The sequence below is a fragment of the Chitinophagales bacterium genome (assembly GCA_041392475.1).
Lineage (GTDB): Bacteria > Bacteroidota > Bacteroidia > Chitinophagales > UBA2359 > JAUHXA01.
The window spans coordinates 2,934,696-2,954,630 of sequence record JAWKLZ010000001.1 but is presented as its reverse complement, the minus strand read 5'-3'; the positions used below and the strand labels follow the sequence as shown (position 1 = coordinate 2,954,630).

At 38.2% G+C, this 19,935-nt stretch carries 10 protein-coding genes; 5 read left to right on the top strand and 5 right to left on the bottom strand.

Annotated elements, in window-relative coordinates:
• Nucleotide 1 precedes the first annotated feature (1 nt).
• The 5 genes from R3E32_10970 to R3E32_10950 all read right to left on the bottom strand — a co-directional run bounded on the left by R3E32_10970 (nucleotide 2) and on the right by R3E32_10950 (nucleotide 15,098).
• The gene (locus tag R3E32_10970; protein MEZ4885238.1) at nucleotides 2-3,211 is read right to left on the bottom strand and encodes a T9SS type A sorting domain-containing protein; all 3,210 of its coding nucleotides are present in this window, start codon (nucleotides 3,209-3,211) and stop codon (nucleotides 2-4) included.
• Between the two features lie 121 nt (nucleotides 3,212-3,332).
• The gene (locus tag R3E32_10965) at nucleotides 3,333-7,394 is read right to left on the bottom strand and encodes a T9SS type A sorting domain-containing protein (GenBank protein ID MEZ4885237.1); all 4,062 of its coding nucleotides are present in this window, start codon (nucleotides 7,392-7,394) and stop codon (nucleotides 3,333-3,335) included.
• A 126-nt stretch (nucleotides 7,395-7,520) separates the two neighbouring features.
• Nucleotides 7,521-13,568: a tandem-95 repeat protein gene (locus R3E32_10960; protein MEZ4885236.1), complete on the bottom strand. Its 6,048-nt coding sequence runs from the start codon at nucleotides 13,566-13,568 to the stop codon at nucleotides 7,521-7,523.
• Between the two features lie 473 nt (nucleotides 13,569-14,041).
• Nucleotides 14,042-14,560: an SPOR domain-containing protein gene (locus R3E32_10955; GenBank protein ID MEZ4885235.1), complete on the bottom strand. Its 519-nt coding sequence runs from the start codon at nucleotides 14,558-14,560 to the stop codon at nucleotides 14,042-14,044.
• A 259-nt stretch (nucleotides 14,561-14,819) separates the two neighbouring features.
• On the bottom strand, nucleotides 14,820-15,098 hold the full coding sequence (locus R3E32_10950) for a GIY-YIG nuclease family protein (protein MEZ4885234.1): 279 nt from the start codon (nucleotides 15,096-15,098) through the stop codon (nucleotides 14,820-14,822).
• A 285-nt stretch (nucleotides 15,099-15,383) separates the two neighbouring features.
• Here R3E32_10950 and R3E32_10945 point away from each other — a divergent pair, with 285 nt between their 5' ends.
• The 5 genes from R3E32_10945 (at nucleotide 15,384) to R3E32_10925 (ending at nucleotide 19,918) form a co-directional block, all read left to right on the top strand.
• Nucleotides 15,384-16,613 carry a site-specific integrase gene (locus R3E32_10945; protein ID MEZ4885233.1) on the top strand — a complete coding sequence of 410 codons (1,230 nt, stop codon included), beginning with the start codon at nucleotides 15,384-15,386 and terminating at the stop codon, nucleotides 16,611-16,613.
• A gap of 73 nt (nucleotides 16,614-16,686) precedes the next feature.
• A complete protein-coding gene (locus tag R3E32_10940) occupies nucleotides 16,687-17,847 on the top strand; it encodes a hypothetical protein (protein MEZ4885232.1) in 1,161 nt (386 codons plus the stop codon).
• Between the two features lie 162 nt (nucleotides 17,848-18,009).
• Nucleotides 18,010-18,351: a helix-turn-helix domain-containing protein gene (locus R3E32_10935; protein MEZ4885231.1), complete on the top strand. Its 342-nt coding sequence runs from the start codon at nucleotides 18,010-18,012 to the stop codon at nucleotides 18,349-18,351.
• Nucleotides 18,348-18,713 carry a hypothetical protein gene (locus tag R3E32_10930; GenBank protein ID MEZ4885230.1) on the top strand — a complete coding sequence of 122 codons (366 nt, stop codon included), beginning with the start codon at nucleotides 18,348-18,350 and terminating at the stop codon, nucleotides 18,711-18,713. The genes R3E32_10935 and R3E32_10930 overlap by 4 nt, the downstream gene beginning before the upstream one ends.
• A gap of 131 nt (nucleotides 18,714-18,844) precedes the next feature.
• A complete protein-coding gene (locus R3E32_10925; GenBank protein MEZ4885229.1) occupies nucleotides 18,845-19,918 on the top strand; it encodes a hypothetical protein in 1,074 nt (357 codons plus the stop codon).
• The last annotated feature ends 17 nt before the right edge of the window (nucleotides 19,919-19,935 follow it).

Below are 19,935 nucleotides of genomic sequence, written 5' to 3'. Positions count from 1 at the left end.
TTCAATTTACCACCACCTTCTCCGTCCAAATCCAATCCTTGCCGCTTAGTCGGATGAAGTAGAGTCCGCTTGGTAAGCCCTGTTGCTCAAATGTATGCCGTTCAACTGTTGGCAAAGTTTGCAACTGTTGCCAAAGTTTCACTCGTCCTGTAATATCCAATATCTCAATATCCACTTCCTCCGCTTGCTTCAATTCGAGGGAAAGGGTGAAATTGCCGTTGTTGGGGTTGGGGTAGAGGTGGATTTTGGGTATTGAAGAATGGGGGTTTGGGTTTTCTATTGAAGTGAAATTACAGGCGATGGTGTCGGAAACCATTGCAGTGCAGCCATTTCCGTCGGTGACTTCAATTTGGTAAATGTCGCCATTTTGAAGAAAATTGGATGGATTGTGACCATTGAAGGTATAATTGCCGTGACCACCTATGGCTTCATACGTAAGGAAAGCAATTGTATCGTGGTTTTGGGCTATGAAACAATCGTAAGAGGGGGTAATTTGGAGGGTTGCACAGATTTCGTCATAGAAACAGGGGTTTTCGTTGGAGGCCACAAAAGCATTGCCAATGGCATCGGTTATTGCGATTGAATAGGGAGTGCCTGCCGAAATAGTTGTGTTAATGAGTCCTTTGCTATCTACGGTAATATTCATGCTTCCCTGAAAAACAAAGGGAGCAATGCCATTTTGGATGTTGATATTGAGTATGTAATAACCCAATTCTATAACTTGAGTACAATCTTCTTCTACTTCAACAGACAAATGTGTAGTGTTTGAACTTGAGAAAATATAAACGTTGGCAACAGCCGAATTTCCACAGTTGTCTTCTACTTCGTATTTAAAAATATCTTCCGAGCATAATGAATTGGGCTGGTAGCTGATGATTCCTTCTGGATTGAAGATGGTAACTTCGCCGCAAGTGGGCTGCTCAATGATTTGGGTGATGCGTAAATTTGCACCTGTATCATTTTGGAGTACGGGAATCAAAATGGGACTTGGGTCGCCTAAAAATCTGGTTGCAACATCGTTTGCAGCTTCAATATTAGGAACAAAAGTGCAAACCTCATTTACCCAACCAAATAGGTTTGAGCCATCTGTTTTTTTGAAATCGTAACATTCATTTGCAGTAAAAAAGCCGTTTATTTCATAATAAGCATCGCTTGGAATGGTATCCCCCAAAGCAATTTCACCATTTTGACTTTCATTGTACCAAGTTCCTTCAATGCCCAAAACTTCTTCTTCTGTGATTAAATAGGGAAGTGTGAAAGCCATTTCTTGATTACAGATACACTGAGCTACTTCGGCGATTCCTTGGACGTAGAAGGATTGACAAGTGGAGTTACAAGATGCTCCTTGTTCATGAAATATTCTTCCCAATGCATCCTCGACACGAACTTCGTAAGGGGTATTGACATCGAGTGAGGTGGAAATACTGTCGAATTCATTCAGTGTTTCGTTGATGCTTCCTGTGATGGTGAAAGGTGGATATCCATCTAAAATCGTTGCAGATAGGGTGTAAAAATCGTTATTGTCATCAGAGCAATCTTTTTCGATTTGTACGGTGAGTTCTCCTGGACTTTCAATGTTTATATAGACCCTACCATATTCTGTATCACCGCAAATATCTTCTACTTTGTACTGAAAAGAGTCTGAATTACAAGAATTGTCGTCTGGTAAGTATGTGATGATTCCTGTTTCTTCGTTGAATTCAATAAGTTCACCACAGTCAAGAGTTCCATAAAGTCCCTCTACTTTCAAATCTTTTCCTCCATCGTTTGCCAATACATCTATCAAAACTGGAAAGCCTTTTATTGCCGAGATATAATCATCGTTTGCCTCAAAACCATACGCAGAGTAAGGACAAAAATTCTTTGCTAAACCTGATAAAAGTCCATGATAATCATCAAAGGTATAACAATTCAGATTGGTAGATACTCGAAAAATCATGATATGGGCATTGGCGGGAATTGTATCTCCAATAGAAAGATATCCATATTCATTTTGGTAATTCCAAATCCCGTCAATGTGGGTTACTTCTTCTCCTTCTTCAAATAAATCGTTGAAATGTAGGATGAGGTCTTTCTCACAAGTACAGTCTGCCCAATTGTTGTATTCATAGGAATAAACGATAGGACATTCACTGTGACAATTAAGATATTCGGAAACGAAAAAAATGTTCTCCAAAGCATCTGTCACGGTTATTTCATAAGGATGGCCATTTTCAATCTCGATACTCACACTTCCCAACTCCTCCAATGTGGTATAGATGCTTCCCGAAATATAGAAGGGAGGAATGCCACTAAAGATTTCAACGGTCACAATATAATTGAGATACTCACTTGCTGACCAACAATCTCTGCTTACTTCAACAACCAAATCTTGCTGAGGTAAAGAAATGACTACTTTTGCCTGTGCTGTATTACCATGAGCATCTATCACTTCATACACAAAGCCATCCTCCGTACAGTGACTACCTATGTCGACTTGATAAGAAACAATCCCTGTTATTTGGTCGAAGGCTACAATTGTTCCGCAAGTAGGAGAAACGAGAATATCTGATAAGGTCAGACAATCTCCTTTGTCGTTTGACAATACATCAATGTGTATTGCTTCAAAATTAGTCGTTCCTACCCAATCATTTTTTGGTTGCAATATGGCAGAATATGCTCCATTTTCGGTTTTCGTGCAGCCCTGTTCGTCCACAACTTCAACCCAATAAGTTTCCCCAATCTGCAAAGTGTCACCATCTTGATTCCCATAAACCGAATACCCACCATTTGCTCCTTCTACTTCAAAATGCAAAATCTTTGTGCCATCGTCTTGACATTCTATATCCACCTCAAAAGACAAATCTTCACACAAACTACCACAGGAAGGGATGTCTATTTTGGGGATGAACAACTCATTGGGAATCGTGTCGCTATCTTTGACAAACAGGCTGAATTCTTCTCCAACTGTTGCTAGAAAACTATAAGGTTCATTGCTTACAGCAACTTCAAAAAAAGTTTGTGGATTGATGTAAACATAATAGGGCGGAACGCCTCCCGAAACAGTTAGAATGAATTCATAAAAAGTGCTGTCATTAGCGTTTGCTTCAAAGCAGTTATGATCGTAGGTAATGCTAAGTTCTTCTGCTATGTTGGTTGCAGCCAATAAGTTTCCCTGCAAATGTAGAATACAGAGAAAAATGAAAATCAGGGATAGTTGTAGGTTTTTCATTTTGTTTTTTAGTTGTTTGCATATAGTTGAACAAAAATTTATGGATTCGGAGGAATTTGCTTTTAGAGCATGAACCCACATCGAGTGTGTATTCCTCCGAAACCCCAAATTCTTGTTGCCATTACTCCACCACCACCTTCTCCGTCCAAGTCCAATCCTTGCCGCTGACTCGGATGAAGTAGAGTCCGCTTGGTAAGTCGTGTCGCTCAAACGTCGCCGTGTTTTTCAAACGACGGCGAGTTTTCACTTGTACTCGACCCATGATATCCAGTATCTCAATATCTACTTCCTCCGCTTGCTTCAATTCGAGGGAAAGGGTGAAATTGCCGTTGTTGGGGTTGGGGAATAGGCTGATGTTGGGAATTGAAGAATGGGGGTTTGGGTTTTCTATTGAAGTGAAATTACAGGCGATGGTGTCGGAAACCATTGCAGTGCAGCCGTTTCCATCGGTGACTTCAATTTGGTAAATGTCGCCATTTTGAAGGGTGTCGTTTTGGGGGGTGCCATTGAAGGTGTAGTTTCCGTCGCCTCCTGTGGTTTGATAAGTTAGGAGAGCGATGGAGTCTTGGGTTTGGGTGATGAGGCAGTCGTAAGTTGGGGTGATTTGGAGATTGGCGCAGATTTGGGCGCAAGAGGTGTAATCGTTGAAAGTGATGGTAGTATTCAAAAGAATGGAACTTAGTTCGAGTTCTAAAGATGAATTATCGGCTAAGGTAAAACTGAATGAACCTGCTTCTTCAAAGACCTCATTGAAAACGCCTGTTACCTGATAAGGCGCTGCCCCGCCATTGAAGGTGACTTGAATATTCACCAAGCCCGTGCTGTCTGCTTGACTGCAATCTATTTCGTAGCTTGCCATAAATTGAGGCAATATTTGGACAAAAATTTGGGCGGTGTCTTGTTGGCTGAATAGGTCGGTGGTGACGTATTGAAGTAAGGTAGTAGAGGTGTCGTTTTGGGCTTCAAATTGAATGGTTCCGTCTGGTTGCCAAGTGAAAGAAAGGTTTTCGTTTGCTGCAAAAATGGTATCTAATTGCAGTCCTTCTCCGATATCGTTTGCTAAGATATTGAAGGAGGAAGATGTGTTGGTTTGGAGGTAGAGCGTATCGTTTTGGAGAGTGGGAAGGCAGCCTTCAAAAGGATTTACAAATACTTCGGCTGAACAATTGTTTCCATCTAAAACGACTATGTTGTAATCAATTTCTATGATGTCATTTATATCCAATATTGCACCTGACTCATAACCACATTCTATTTTGTAATTACCGTCTCCACCTGTAATATCATATTCTAAATCAACTGTTCCATCTCCATTGCAAACATATCGGACATTTTCAATGGCTAAATTTGTGTCGAAACAGTCTTCATTGCAGGTGTAATAGGCACATCCAAAAGAAGAGCAAATAGAGGGTATATGTTCTAAAATTTCAGTTCCCAATGCATCTGTTGCAGTTAAATAAATATCAATGCTTCTATAAAGTATGTAATCTGTATAAAAACTAAATGGGTCTTCAAAAATTCCTGTGAATAAAACACTGTCATTGGCTGCATCAAACACTTTTAACTCATAAGGAGGAACACCATTGAACATAATAGCATTTAGCGTATAACGACAAAACTCATTGGGAATAATACTGCTGCAATCTTTTTCTGCCTCAAGCCTAAATAGCTTATAAGTCCTCACCCAAACCTCTGCAGTATCTTTCTGCCCATATTTATCACTGACGACATATTGCAGCACCGTAGTATCGGCTTCACTGCCTGCTTCAAAATATATGCTTCCATTGGCGACCCAAGTAAAGTTAGCGGTTTCGTTTGTGGAGAAAACGTCAATCATTTTCAAATCATTGCCGATGTCGTTTCCAAATACATTGAAGATTTTGAAGGTGTCGGCTTTGGCGAAAATGGTGTCATTCATCGCAGTGAGTTCGGGCAGTATTTGACAGTCATTGATGCCGTGCAAATGCCATATCGTATCTAATTCGTAGGCTTCAACTGCATAGACATCAAACGTTTCCCAAACATCCAATGTGTCGCCATTTTGATTGCCCAACAAATAGTAATCGTAGTAATATTTGAGTTCCTCCACACATTCTGTTTGGTATTCCAAAATAGCTCGGTTATCGTCTTGACAAATCAAATGGTAAGTTTCGGTGAAATAGCCATCGTTTGCACAGTTGGCTTGACAGAGTTTTTCGTCGATTTCGGTGAAATAGTGCATGGCATCTCTCACCAAAAAATAGTAGCCTTCTGTGTCGGAATAATCAAAAGGTCCAAATATTCCTGCTGTGTCTATTACCAAACTGGTGTCGCCTGTGAGTGTGTAAGGAGGATAACCGCCTTCAATGTGCAGATAGACTTGGTACAATCCTGTAGCTTCAAAATCGCTGCAATCTCGCTGGTCATTGACCTTCAATAGTGGAGGTTTGGTTGAAATACCATCTACTGCGGTGACTTCAATGGTCAAAATAGAGGTGTCGGTTGTGCCTTCTGCATTTTGAAGGGTATAAATCAATCGCTCCAAACCCAAAAAACCTTCATTGGGTGTATAAAACACATTTCCGTTTGTTTCCCATTGCAATGTGCCGTTTTGCGGTTCGTCTATGTCTGCCAATTGTGGCGTGAGTGAAATATCGTTGCAGAGGACATTGATGGCAGCGGTTTTGGTGTGGAAACGGGTTTTGAGGTAATCGGGGTGGGCCTTGAAACAGGAGATGGTGCCATAAGAACCTGAACCATAATAGACTCCCCAATAGTCTTGAAAATAACTGAAATAATAATCACCATTGTATAAGATGCTGTTGTTGGGCATACCAAAAATGTCTTCTTCATCAAAGCCATGATACTGGAGCGTATAATCACTAAAACCATAGCTGGCAGAATTGTCTGTGATGCACTCAATGTCGGGTGTGATAGGAGTATAGTAATGGTGGCAATATACACCATATTCTTCAAAATAAGTTTCGTGTCCTAATGTGTCCACGATAGAAAGAGAAATAGGAAATCCATAGCCATCTGGAACAAGTAGTTCGAGTGTATCGGGTTGGTAAAGTATTAGGTTTGTTGTGCCTGAAATGTATTTTGGAAACAAACCGCCTGATATAAAAACATACACACTAATAGGGTCTTCTTGGACATAAGTGCAATCCCAATCATAGTCTATTTCTATTTTGTCTTCCCGAAAAACATAAACCGTGACAATAGCTTCACTTTCGTTCCCATGATTGTCTTTGATGCGGTAGGTGATTTCTTCTGCATAGTTTTCGGGACAGAAGTTAGTGGTAGCGGTGAGCGAAATATCTCCATTTAGTTTCCAACTCACCTTTAAGTCGTTGGGTACATTGGAAAGACCACTTAGGTAAAAGTCATCTCCAATGTCGTTGTCCAAGACATTGAAGGTGAAGGTGTCTTGGTAATTGGAGTAGATGACCGTTTGGTCGGGAATGGCTTTTAGAAAAATCTCGCAGGTGTCGGTTTCTTCAATTATTACCGTTTTTTCTACAAAACAGTCATAAAATCCATCACCGTCTTTTGCCGAAAGGTTTACTGTACTATTGATGTCAAAAGGAGTGGCTTCTTCGTTCATTATCCTAACGGTAGCGGCATGTAGTTCTTCGTCCCATTTAGCTCGATAATTCAGCGTTCGGCTATTTTGAAAATTGAGTGTGTAACTGGTATTGATACCCGATGCTCCTCTATAAGCTGTTTGTCCTCCTGTAATTGTGAGGTCTATCATGTAGCCAAATCCTTCTATACAAACAGGTACGGCTGTTATTTCAATGGAAGGGCTGACTTCAAATAGTCCATTTTTTCGGAGACGGTAACAGCCATCTAATAGGCTCAAATGTTCGCCAACTGTGGGAATCGTGGCATCTTCTAAGGAGTAGTTGAGCGAATAGGAAGTATATTTGGTAAGCTCCAAATCCGAGAAAAGTCCTTCTGCGTTCATGGCTATCACCGTTGAATCATTTTCTAAGGTGAGGAGGTAGGTTTGGGCATAGAGGCTGTCTTTGTTGTAGGAATTGGTGTGAAGGTCGATTTCATGGTCTTGACAGTAGGAATTACGTGGCGTTTTGTTTGAAGTATAGGCATTACATTCTTGTGTGCAGTTTTGGTTTTCTGCCATGAGAAGGATTGAAGAATGGGTAAGCAGGATTATAATATAAAGTAGTAATTTTTTCATTGTTTGTTGTTTTTTAGTTGTTTGCATATAGTTGAACAGGGATTTATGGTTTCGGAGGAATTTGCTTTTAGAGCATGAATCAACATCGAGTGTGTATTCCTCCGAAACCCCAAATTCTTGTTGCCATTAATCCACCACCACTTTCTCCGTCCAAGTCCAATCCTTGCCGCTTAGTCGGATAAAGTAGAGTCCGCTATTAAGGTTTGGGTTTATGCTGAATTCCTGTCGTTCAACTGTTGGCAAAGTTTGCAACTGTTGCCAAAGTTTCACTTTTCCGATGACATCCAATATCTCAATATCCACTTCCTCCGCTTGCTTCAATTCGAGGGAAAGGGTGAAATTGCCGTTGTTGGGGTTGGGGAATAGGCTGATGTTGGGAATTGAAGAATGGGGGTTTGGGTTTTCTATTGAAGTGAAATTACAGGCGATGGTGTCGGAAACCATTGCAGTGCAGCCGTTTCCATCGGTGACTTCAATTTGGTAAATGTCGCCATTTTGAAGGGTGTCGTTTTGGGGGTTGCCATTGAAGGAGTAGTTTCCGTCGCCTCCTGTGGTTTGGTAAGTTAGGAGGGCGATTGAGTCTTGGGTTTGGGTGATGAGGCAGTCGTAGGATGGGGTGATTTGGAGATTGGCGCAGAGTTCTTCATTGAAGCAAGGCGTATCATTGGATGCTGTGAATTCTTGTCCGTCACTATCTATTACCTGAATTTCGTAAGAAGTTGCTGCTGATAATAAAATAAATGTTTGCCCGTAATTCTCTAAAACTTTGTTGATACTGCCTGAAATAGCAAAAGGAGGGACGCCGCTTGAAATAGTAGCATACAGAACTAAAAAGCCTGTTTCTTCAACAGCAGAACAATCTTCTGTTATTTCTACAACCAATTCACCATTTTCTTTGGGAATGAAGATGGTCACACTGGCTTGTGTGACATTTCCCCAAAAATCGGTGATTTCATACATAAAATAGTCGGTATTACATTCTGTGTCACTGTCTGCTTGATAGGTGATGATGCCCGTTTCTGTGTCAATATTGATAATCGTTCCGCAAGTGGGTTCTTGAAGAATGGCGGATACCGTTAATTCATATCCATCGTCGTTTTGCAAAACATCTATTTCCACCGTTTCACCTGCCATTGCAGTAACAAAGTCTCCTGTTGCGGACAAAAAACAATCTCCATCTGGTGCGTCACCTTCAATCAGAATGGAAGGGCAAGAAAAGATTTGATTGTTGTCGTCTATTTCAAAACTGTAATCCTCCGAACTTGTCGCCAGCCAATCGCTACTAAATTCTGCTGGTACTGGAATTCCATTGGAGGTATATTCCCCATTACCGCCCGAAATGTCAAAAACTATTTGGTATTCTAAGCAACTTTCAGATAAAATCGTTTCTATATTCTCCACTCTCAATTCCTCATACCTCGTTGTCTCAATCCCCAAAGCCTCAGATTGACAACCATTTGCATCTTCTGCAATGACATAAACCGTTCCTGTTCCCACCAATTCATCGTTTGTCCAAACTTGCCCTGTTGAAGGGTTTGCGGGAACTGTACCGTCTGAGTCTAAATACCAATTATAAGTTGTTCCTTCTCCGCCTCCTTCAAGGCTTAGGATGATGTCACCTTCTCCACAAAGGATGGTTTGGGATTGGGATTCGTTGAGGGTGGGAATTGAAGGAGGAGTTTGGGGAGCGCAGAAGTCGGAGGTGAAGCCACCTAAAAAATTGTTTTCTTGCGTGTAAACTATGTAATTGGTAAAATCGGTTTGTACTTCAAATATCTCGAAATAGGTATTTGCAGGAATTGTATCTCCCAACTCTATTGGAATTGCTTGATTGTTTTCATACCAAAATCCCTCAATGCTTTGAATTTCTTCCACTTCGGCTAATGGTGTAAAACTTATTATCAGTGAACCGTCACATATACATTCTAAAAAACTCTCTTGAACAGCATCATTAGTATCAATAGGGAATTCTGAGCATATTGGGGGGCAAGTTCCTAAACTTGATACCTTCTCTTGATTGCCTAGCGAATCTATCACTGTAATCTCACAAGGAATACATACATTGACGTTTAATTGAATTATCCCCTCTTCTTCTAACGTTTCATTGATACAGCCTGAAATGTTGTAAGGAGGTAGTCCACCAGACACGCTGATGTTGAAAACGTAATATCCAAGTTCAACTGCATTGGAACAGTCTTTTTCCGATTGAACATCTAAATCTTCTATCGGTTGTAAAATATTAATATACACCGTAGCCTGCGCCAAGTTCCCACATTCATCCACTGCTTGATACACAAAAGTATCTTCCGTACAAGTCGTATTGGCATCAGCAACATACACGATATCACCAGTCGTCACATTCGCATCCACAATTTCACCACAACTTGGAGAAACAAGAATTTGATTGATTTGAAGGTTAGTACCTGTATCGTTTTGAAGGACATTGACGGTGACAGGTTCGCCTGGGCTTGTTACTGCAAAATCGTCTATGGCTTCAATGGTGTAGGTTTCGGGAGTGCAGAAGTCGGAAACATTGCCAAAGATGTAAGGGCTACCATTTAAATAAATTCCATAACAATGATTTTCAGTAAAAGCAATGTACATATCGAAATAAGCATCATTGGGAATTGTATCTCCTATCCCAAAAGTTCCTTCTATTGAGATAACCTCATCTGAAATTGGAGTATTTTCAAAATGCACAACCATATTCCCCTCACAAGTACAGTCGGCTATTTGTTCTATACTTTCCAATGCTAAAGGGTTTGAAAGGCAATGACCACATGAAGTTTCCCCTCCTGCTTCAAATAATTCTGCTCCAGTATTATCTGTAACAGTGATTTCATAAGGATTTCCGTCTGTTATAGTAGTAGATATTTCACCCTCTTCCTCTAATGTCGCATTTATGCTTCCAGAGATAGTATAGGGAGGAATACCCGAAGAAATGGTAACAGTAAGTTCATAAGTTCCTGTTTCAGCAACATTAAAGCAATTTCTCTCCACCTGAACAATCAAATCACTTCCTTGCTCAATAAAAACCGTCACCGTAGCCTCCACCAAATTCTCACATTCATCCTCCGCTTCGTACACAAAAGTATCTTCTGTACAAGTCGTATTGGCATCAACAACATAGACAATAGCACCAGTCGTTACATTCGCATCCAAAATTTCACCACAACTTGGAGCAACAAGAATTTGACTGATTTGAAGACCTGTACCTGTATCGTTTTGAAGGACATTGACGGTGACAGGTTCGCCTGGGCTTGTTACTGCAAAATCGTCTATGGCTTCAAGGGTGTAGGTTTCGGGGGAGCAGAAGTCGGATGTATATCCTAAAATACCATATTCTCCTTCGAAAAATAAATCATAGCATTTATTTTCCGTTTCTATTACAGCACTTATATCTATGAAAGAGTTAGCAGGAATTGTATCTCCTAATTCAGGTTCTTTTGCAAAGTTATCATCACCCCAAACTCCAAAAATAGAAAGAGCTGTTTCTGGATTGATTATATTTTCAAAGGTAAGAACCATATCACCGTTACATAAGCACTCTGCAATATCTCCTATGTTTTCAATATATAGGTTATAGCACCCTACTATGCAGAGAATTTCACCTCCCGATTCGTAAAATTCACTTCCTGCTGCATCAACTACTGTTATTTCATATAACTCTCCGTCTTCAATCTCAGTACTTACAATTCCATAGTCATCTAAGGTTTCATTGATACTACCTGAAATAGTAAAAGGGGGAATTCCTCCAATAATAGCAACCTCAAGCTTATAAATACCAGTCTCTTCTGCATTCGAGCAATCTCGATTAATCATTACAATTAAATCCTCAGTTGAGCATTGCCCTGTTTCTGATGTGTGACACCCTTGTTCATCAACTATTTCTATAAAATAGTGTTCTCCTATTTCCAAAATATCTCCATCTTCATTTCCTTCCAACACAAATCCTCCATTTGCTCCTATCACTTCATAATTCAAACGTCCTTTTCCTGACCCAAAAAAGCACTCCAAATCCACTTCTATAGCCAAATCCTCACACAAACTACTACAAGCCTCCATCTCCAATTCCTCCACCGTTGCCGTATGAGTCACCGCCCCATTGTCCTCCGCATATATCTGAAAGCCTTCTCCATTCGCTACTTCAAAGCTAAAATCTCCACCGTTTTCGGTCACTTCAAAAAACGCTTCTTCATTGACTTGTACCTGATACGGAGGTTTGCCTCCCGATACAAAAGCGTTAATCGTATAATTTTCAGCCCCATTGTTGTTCACCTCATAGCAATCACGCTTGTAGGTAATGTGGAGTTCGGTGGGATGAGCCATCACGATTTTGATGGTAGCCGAAGTGCGGTTGCCGCCAATGTCTTCGAGCGTATAGTCAAAAGTTTCGACCCCTTGAAAATCGGCATTTGGGTGGTAGTTCACCGTACCATCTGCTTTCCACCATTCGAGAGTGCCATAGTTGGGGGTTTCGATGCCCACCAACTTCAAACCATGCCCATTGTCGTTGAGTAGCGGATTGAAGGTAAGCGGAAATTGAAGGAAATTGGGGTGATTGAAGTAGAGGTCGTCTTCTGCTATTGGAGGACAAAAAACGGTTCCTTCAAAGGTATTTCCATATTCAAATTCAACCAAATAATTTGTTCCATGCAGAAGAGTATCTCCATTTTGTGTTTCACTTACAATAAGTTCGGTTGGCTCATCATTGGAGGGAAGTGCGGTTAAAATTCCAAAACTTTCTCCTGCTACACACGAAATGTAAACTGTGTAATCGCTTGAAGGATAGCCCAAAAAAGTACAAGCTGATAAAGATGGCTGTACTATTGCTGCTGTATTGTCTTTGTCTATTGCAGTAATCGTAAAATCATCTCCATCTGCTTTGACAAAACTCAAGATTTCATCTCCTCGATAATCATTCGCAAGAAAGTCACCATCAATGACATAAGGAGGTTTTCCACCTGCAACGGTGAAATTAATTTCATAAACTCCCTCTTCTTCGGCTCTCGAACAATCCCTTTCCCAAAAAATCGCTACTGCATCATTTTCAGGCACAACCGCCAAAATTTTCGCCCTTGAAGTATTGCCTGCAATGTCGGTGATTTCGTACTCCAAAGTATCTATCCCTGCAAAACCTTCGTTGGGGTAATAAGCCAAAAAGTAATCGTCTTTCCATTGAATCGTACCGTGTTTCAAGCCGCTGATATCCGAAATATACAAGCTATCACCTGTATCGTTCAGCAAAGGTTTGAGGTGAAAAGGCGCATTGTAAGCACCGTTGACCACATCATCTACCGCTATTGGGCAAGTGTAGGCAGGGACTTCGTCGTAAAACAAAATATTTTGGCAGCCCTCGCTGTCCTCCACAGTAACAGCATCACCACTGTATTCCAAAAAATGTCCCGAATAGGAATATTCACCGCTTCCTCCCGATGCCACTACTTCAATGGTTTTTTCGCCCTCATTGCAGCTTATGATAGGAGTCAATTCTAAGTGCGTTTCTGCTACACAGGCATTGACCACATCTTCGTGACATAAGATTTCAAGTAAGTGGTTTTCTAAAACGGTATTGTTCTCCGCATCCCTCACAAAAACCATGAAACCCATAGAGCTAGGTATCTCAGATAAATATAAGTCGCTGAAATAGAGGCGATTTTGGTAAGCAGGATGCACCAAGTCATCGCCATACTGAACCAAAGTTTCATAAGGCGGAGTTCCTCCTACAATGTATATCCACAAATCATAGGTGCTATCGTGCATACATTCATATTCGATATTGACTTGAAGCGGCAAGACTTCCATTCCTTCAACGGTGATAAACACATTGGCACTTGCTGTATTGCCCTCCGCATCTCGGATTTGATAGACCAATATATCGGGGCCCGTATAGTTGTTATTGGGCGTATAAGTAAAATCACCATTCAACTTCCAAACGAGTGAACCATTAGAGGGTTGAAGCGAAAAATTGACATAAATGCCTTCTCCTGAATCGTTTGTCAATACATTGAAGCTGATAGGTTCATTTATCAAAGTTTCTACGGTATCGGATAGGGCTTCAAGTTCAAGAATGGAATTAGAAGGATTCGAAACATTGCCTGTATAGGCTAAAGCGCAAGTATGGATGGTAATGAATCCAATTGCAGTAAATAATAGTTTGGTAAAGGTTTGCATAGTGCGGTATTTTTTGCTGTTTTTTGATAAAAAAGGCATGAACCGCAAGCAAAAAAGAATTGGTCAATTCTCGACTGTAACCCAATTTTTCCATTCTTTTCCACAAAAGTTTTTTTGTACAAATCTTATCAATAGACTTTTAGCCCATGCCTCTATACTATAAACGGAAAGGCAAAAAAAGGTAAATCGAAAAAGGCAATTACGTGAGGAATAAAAACTAAAATAGCTTGCTTTGAGAACTCGGAGAGAATAAAAATGAAAAAGGCACTTCAATATTATAGATTTTCTGCAAGGGGCGTAGACTCGACACCATAGATAATCAGTCATTTAGTTGTGCCGAAGCTACGCTCCTAATCGCTTCAATGCTATCTTTTTTTTCTACAAGTAGGGTCAGGGCTAACGCCCTTTTTATTTAAACACTCCAAAACTCCAAAATTTCAACACTTCAAAACATCAATACCCCCAACACGCTTTTAAATAGGCACTTGCACATAGGCTTCAATGTGATGGGTTTGTAGCAGTGACATCACCAAATCATTGGCCTGAGCAGGTTCTTGAAATTTTCCTGCACATACGATATGAAGGCGAGAATTTTTAAAGCGTACAATTTCGGCATCATAACCCAATTGCTTCAATTGCAGTCGGTGGCTTTGTGCATTGATTTCATCCTGAAAGCCACCTGCAATGACCAAATACAGTTTTTGTTGGTCTATTCTCGCTTGTGGGTCAATAGAAGGTTTGGGTTTGGACTTCAATGTTTTTGAAGAATCGGAAGGAAGATTTTGAGTGTCTGTATTCAAATGAGTTTCGGGTGGAGATTCAACGGGTTGGTGCACAACGACTTTGTTGGTGTTTGGTTCGATTGTGTCAATAGAAAGTGTGTCTTTATCCGTGATTTTTAGATCATTGTAGGCTTTGAAGCCAATCAATGCGGAAACGCTTAAAATGACACAACTCATTAACAAAACGAACAGATTGATTCCTCTGTTCATGGTTTTTTGATGGTTTGGTGAATAGTGGGTAAATCTCGGCTACAATATTGCTGAAATAGGGCTTGTCTTTTAGACGGTGGTATGTGTGAAAAGTGACAGATTTAGAGGAGAATGTAGGTGAAATAGGGCATTTGTTTTAACTAAGTTTAAACCAATAAAAAAAGCAGCTACGATTTTTATTCGTAACTGCTTGATTATTAGTGGTGGGAAATGTTCCGATTTGAATCGGAACGACCCTGCCGATAGTAAATAGGGATGTTCAGAACCAGATGAACCAATCTTGTAAATTGTTTTGTTTATCAATCCATTGAAGGATATAATCTTTATTTTTGTAAGACTTCAATTTTCTTTCTAACCGCATAGCCTCTGAGCGAGTTTCAAATTCTTTGGAGAAGATTACATTACAAGGTCCTTTTCCTTTAGTGGCTTTGTTTCGATTGCCATTGTGCCTTTTGAGTCTGTCTTCTAAATTATTGGTCTGACCTATATAAAGTTGTGATGTGGTTTGAGATTGGAGGATATAGGTGTAGAAAGTCATTTTTTCGATTTTTTAAAATAAAAAAAGCAGCTACAAATTTTGATTGTAACTGCTTGATTATTAGTGGTGGGAAATGTTGGATTCGAACCAACGACCCTCTGCTTGTAAGGCGCAAGCATTTACTTTTGAGTATCTTATTTTTGTTTGCAAGTTATTGTTTATCAGTATTATTTTGAATTTTGTCCTTAGATTTATTTGTATATTATTGTATCTTTTTGCTAAATTTGTTTAAACTATGTTTAAACCAGTTTAATCATTATTTTACTAAAATATCATTGATACAATATGAGCAATGCCCACGTAAAAATTGTCCATTATACTTCAAAGACAAACAAAGATGGAACAAATCCAGTTCTTTTAAGAATTTCATTTCAAAGAAAGCTAAAATACAAATCTTTAGGCTACAATTGTATGAAAAATGAATGGGATAAGAATAAAAACAGATTCAAGAGTAAATATCCCAACTACAAGGCAAAAAACGAGGTGCTAAAGATAAAACTTCGTCAAGCAGAAGAAGTTATTGAAGATTTGAGTACAAAAAGCGAATCATTTACGTTTGAAAAATTTTTCAATCAATTTCTCAATAAAAGCAATATTGGACTTTTTGACTTCTTCAAAACCCGAATACAAGAATTTGAAAAATCGGGAAATTATGGGAATAGAGAGGTTTACAAAAATACTTACTCTGCTCTATCAAAATTTGCAAATAACGATAATTTGCAGTTTTCAGACATCAGCTATGACTTTCTACACAAATGGGAAATAGACCTTCGTGTAAATGGATGTACGGACGGAGGTGTATCTAATCACATGAGAACTTTCCGAGCATTAATCAACTTGGCTATCAAAAGAGAGATAGCCCGACCAGACCACTATCCTTTTTCCTCGATGTATAATAAGAAAGGTTATTCCTTAGCTCACCTCAATAAAAAGAAACCTTCTACTGCTCTTTCAATTAAAGATATGACCAAAATCAAAAACTTCGATATGGAGGCATACCCCGATTTAGCAAATACTGTTCGCTACTTTCTCTTTTCCTATTATGCAAGAGGAATAAACTTTTCTGATATGGCAGATTTAAAATGGACGCAATTCTATGACAACCGATTTCAATACAGAAGGAATAAGGTGGGTAAATTATTGAGTATTCCAGTGAGCGAACCCATTGAAGAAATTTTGTCCTATTTCAGAGTAGAGAGAGAAGAAAATGAAAGCCAGTATGTTTTTCCTATACTATCTGATTTCCACAAAACAGATACTCAAAAAAGAGATAGAAGAAAAAAGTGTTTGAAGAACTATAACAAAAAGTTGAAAAAGGTCGCTGAAATATTAGAGATACAGGCAAACCTAACATCGAATGTAGCAAGACATACCTATGCAACTACATTATTGAGAAAAGGTATTTCAATTGCACAAATTAGTCAAGGATTGGCTCATGCCGATAAGAAAACAACAGAAACCTACCTTGCTCAATTTGATACTGCGGTGATTGATGCTACTGACGAATTACTTTAGTTGTATTTGTTTGTTAATTTTTGGATATTTACCAATATTTGACATTATATTGGTTATAAAATAAGATTACAACATGGATAATAATATTAATATCAAAGATATTTGGGAATCTGATATTTGGGAAACTTTTGTTATTAATACTGGTGAAATTTGGTTGGAAGAAAAAAGAGATTGGAAATTTAATAAGAATGAACAACTTAGAGAAATGATTGACGATTTAGAAGGGTCAATAGCTTTTTTATTAAAATCCAATGATAAGTATTCATCAGTATATGATGAGTTCAGCGAAGAAGTAGAGAAAATACTTGATGATATTGATAAGTTAAGATTAGATTCAATAGATGGAGGTTCTCCATTTACAAAAGGAAGCTATATAAGCGAAAATCCTAATAATCCAAGACCTTTCTTTAATGTTATTACTGAAGAAAATCAAGAAGAAATGAGTGAGAAACTTATTGACAGTTTAATCAATAAATCTTACGTACCAAGATATAAAATCTTTCTATTTGACGAAGATTTTATTGTTGAAAGAACGAATATTCCTAATACATTTTTTCTAATACTATTTGCTTTTAAAGTAAGACAAACAGATATTGAATATTTATATGATTTTTTAGTTTTCCACTTACTTACTAACTTCAATGGAAATCTACCTCAATACATAAGTTTTCTTAAAACATTGGTTCACAAGTATAAAAAACCGCTTTTTGATAGTGGAAAAGTAGCAATTATTTATGATTGGATAGCCAACCCCCAAAAAGTTATATATCCTGTAATGGACTTTCCAAATTCAGAAGAAAACTCCAAAGTTGAAATTCCCGATAATTATACAAAAATAGAGGGAGAGTTATCTGATGAAGAAATAGCTAATTTTTTCTCATTTTTATATGATGAAAACATTGATTCGGGTAATATTTTTCTATCAAAAGAAGATACTTTGGAATTATTAAAGTATGGATTTTGTATTCCAGATATTCCAAGTGGTAAGTATTTCAATTTAATGTTAAAAAGCAAAGGTAGGTCTAAAAATGTAATTCTTTATTGTATGTTTGAATTGTTTACTGCTCATTGCATCAACCCAACTGGTAAACATGATTATGCCAAGTTCTTAAAATATAACTTTGAAAATTTTAAAGAACAGACAGAGTTTAATATTAGAAGTAACATGAAAGCTAAAAAACCTGCTTCAATGAAATTCGATATTAAAGACTATTTACCCAAAAGAATGAACTAAATCTTCAATTTTATCGTGCTATCCTACTAAATTTCTTGCTCTACCTTACTAAATTTCTTGATTTGCCTTACTAAATTTTTCCTTAGCTTACTAACATTTTTGCCAAAAAGCAAGACTAAGCCATATTTGTACCATTATTAACAATCAAAAACAAGTTTAATAATGGTACAAAATTTCATAATGACTACCCCCGAACAACTAGAGGAGCTTATCCTCAAAAGTATTAAAACAGCCTTACTACAACACAAGCCTTTAGAAACTGCTATCTCTATCAAGCATATTCTTAATGCTAATGAAGCAGCTCGATTCCTCCAAATTTCTAAGCATACGCTTTATCGTATGACAAGTAACAATGAAGTTCCATTCTTCAAAAGAGGTAAAAAACTCTACTTCAAACGTTCCGAACTCCTAAAGTGGATAGAAGCAGGGAAGCAAAAAACAGTTGAAGAAGTATTAGCTGATACAGATGATTATTTAATGAACCGAAAAAAGAAAAAGCAATGATACGCCAATCACTTGACTTGTATCACCTTCCATTTTCTGAAATCTTATCTGATGTAGAAACGCTCTTAAAAACCGATTTAGATATTCTACAAAAACAGAGTTATGCCTATCAGAAAATGCTCAAAGAAGGTAAAAAGAACGAACAGTATCTACTAAACTATGCAAATAGGTTACATCATGCTCAAACAAGATTTGAGTTCTTCAATGAATTGATGTGTCGTTTACAGACCTACGATTATCGCTTTGTGATAGAATCCGTTACAGAAGCCAAATATCGAGCGAGTAAACGAGAGCGAAAAGATAGATATGGTTTTAGTATAGACTTTGCTGGAACACTCAAACCATTAGTATTCATTTGGTAAACAACAAAATTATGTTATCAGAAAATTATAATGCAACAACAATATTAAAACAGAACAAGGCAAAAGAATCTGATAAACTCAAAAAGGTATTTCAGAAAGTTTTACAAAGTAGAAATCAAATAGAAGAAAAAGTGAAGACAAGAGTAGATTTTTCACCACCTATTTTTTTAAGGAATGGGATGGAAATTATTCACCCATTTACGATAAATGTGGTTCAAGGGAAAACAGGCTCTCACAAAAGTCGCTTAGTGTCTCATTTTTGCAGCCTATTGATAGGGCAATCTATACATGAAATAGCAGGGGTAGAAAAATCTCCAAAATTTATTAAAAAAGTAAAGCTACTCTATGTAGATACAGAGCGAAATCAAAAAGACCAATTTCCCCATGCACTGCAAGAAATCAAGAAAAAAGCAGGGTACAAAATAAACGATGATGTAGAGACTTTGGATTTTATCTCACTTATTGAAGTGTCCAGAACAAATCGGTTAAGCATACTGAAACAATACTTGGAAAAGGTGAGAAAGGAAAGTGAGGGTATGCACATTTTCGTAATACTTGATGTGGTATCAGATTGTATATCCAACTTCAACAATGTAGGTGAAAGTTTAGAACTCATTGATATGCTCAATATTATGATAAATCAATTTGACATTACTTTTGTCTGCATCATACATGAAAACCCAGGCTTTAACAGTGAAAAAGCACGAGGACATCTTGGAACAGAATTGATGAATAAAGCAAGCTGTCAGCTTCAAATTGGATATGAACTAAATGGACAAAATAAGCCTACTGATTTAATCAAGGTACGACCATTGAAAGTGAGAGTTGGCAAAGCCCCCGAACCCTTCTATTTGACTTATTGCGATGATTTTAATGGATTGATTGAAGCCAATGAAGATATGATTGACAATGTAAAACAATCCAAAAAACAAAAGGCAGATATTGAAGCAGTCAAAGACTTTGTTTACAAGCATCTTCCTCCAAAAAAGAAAATGCCTTTATCCGAATTGAGCAACTTATTAAAAGACCATTTTAAGTGTTCGCACAATACCATTCGAGAGCGTATAAAACGCTTGATAGAAACCAAAGAAATTGTAGGCTACCAAGATGGATTACCTTACTTCTTATCGGAAAGTAAGGAAGGTAGAGAGAAATATTATAGCCTAAAAATATTAATAGAAGATAATCAAAAATCAATGTTTTAAAATACCAACAACACCAA

Excerpts from the sequence above, each read along its gene's own strand:
- R3E32_10950 (MEZ4885234.1), bottom strand. The coding sequence starts at position 15,098 with ATGACTTTCTACACCTATATCCTCCAATCTCAAACCACATCACAACTT.
- R3E32_10960 (MEZ4885236.1), bottom strand. The coding sequence starts at position 13,568 with ATGCAAACCTTTACCAAACTATTATTTACTGCAATTGGATTCATTACC.
- R3E32_10945 (MEZ4885233.1), top strand. The coding sequence starts at position 15,384 with ATGAGCAATGCCCACGTAAAAATTGTCCATTATACTTCAAAGACAAAC.
- R3E32_10970 (MEZ4885238.1), bottom strand. The coding sequence starts at position 3,211 with ATGAAAAACCTACAACTATCCCTGATTTTCATTTTTCTCTGTATTCTA.
- R3E32_10955 (MEZ4885235.1), bottom strand. The coding sequence starts at position 14,560 with ATGAACAGAGGAATCAATCTGTTCGTTTTGTTAATGAGTTGTGTCATT.
- R3E32_10935 (MEZ4885231.1), top strand. The coding sequence starts at position 18,010 with ATGGTACAAAATTTCATAATGACTACCCCCGAACAACTAGAGGAGCTT.
- R3E32_10940 (MEZ4885232.1), top strand. The coding sequence starts at position 16,687 with ATGGATAATAATATTAATATCAAAGATATTTGGGAATCTGATATTTGG.
- R3E32_10930 (MEZ4885230.1), top strand. The coding sequence starts at position 18,348 with ATGATACGCCAATCACTTGACTTGTATCACCTTCCATTTTCTGAAATC.
- R3E32_10965 (MEZ4885237.1), bottom strand. The coding sequence starts at position 7,394 with ATGAAAAAATTACTACTTTATATTATAATCCTGCTTACCCATTCTTCA.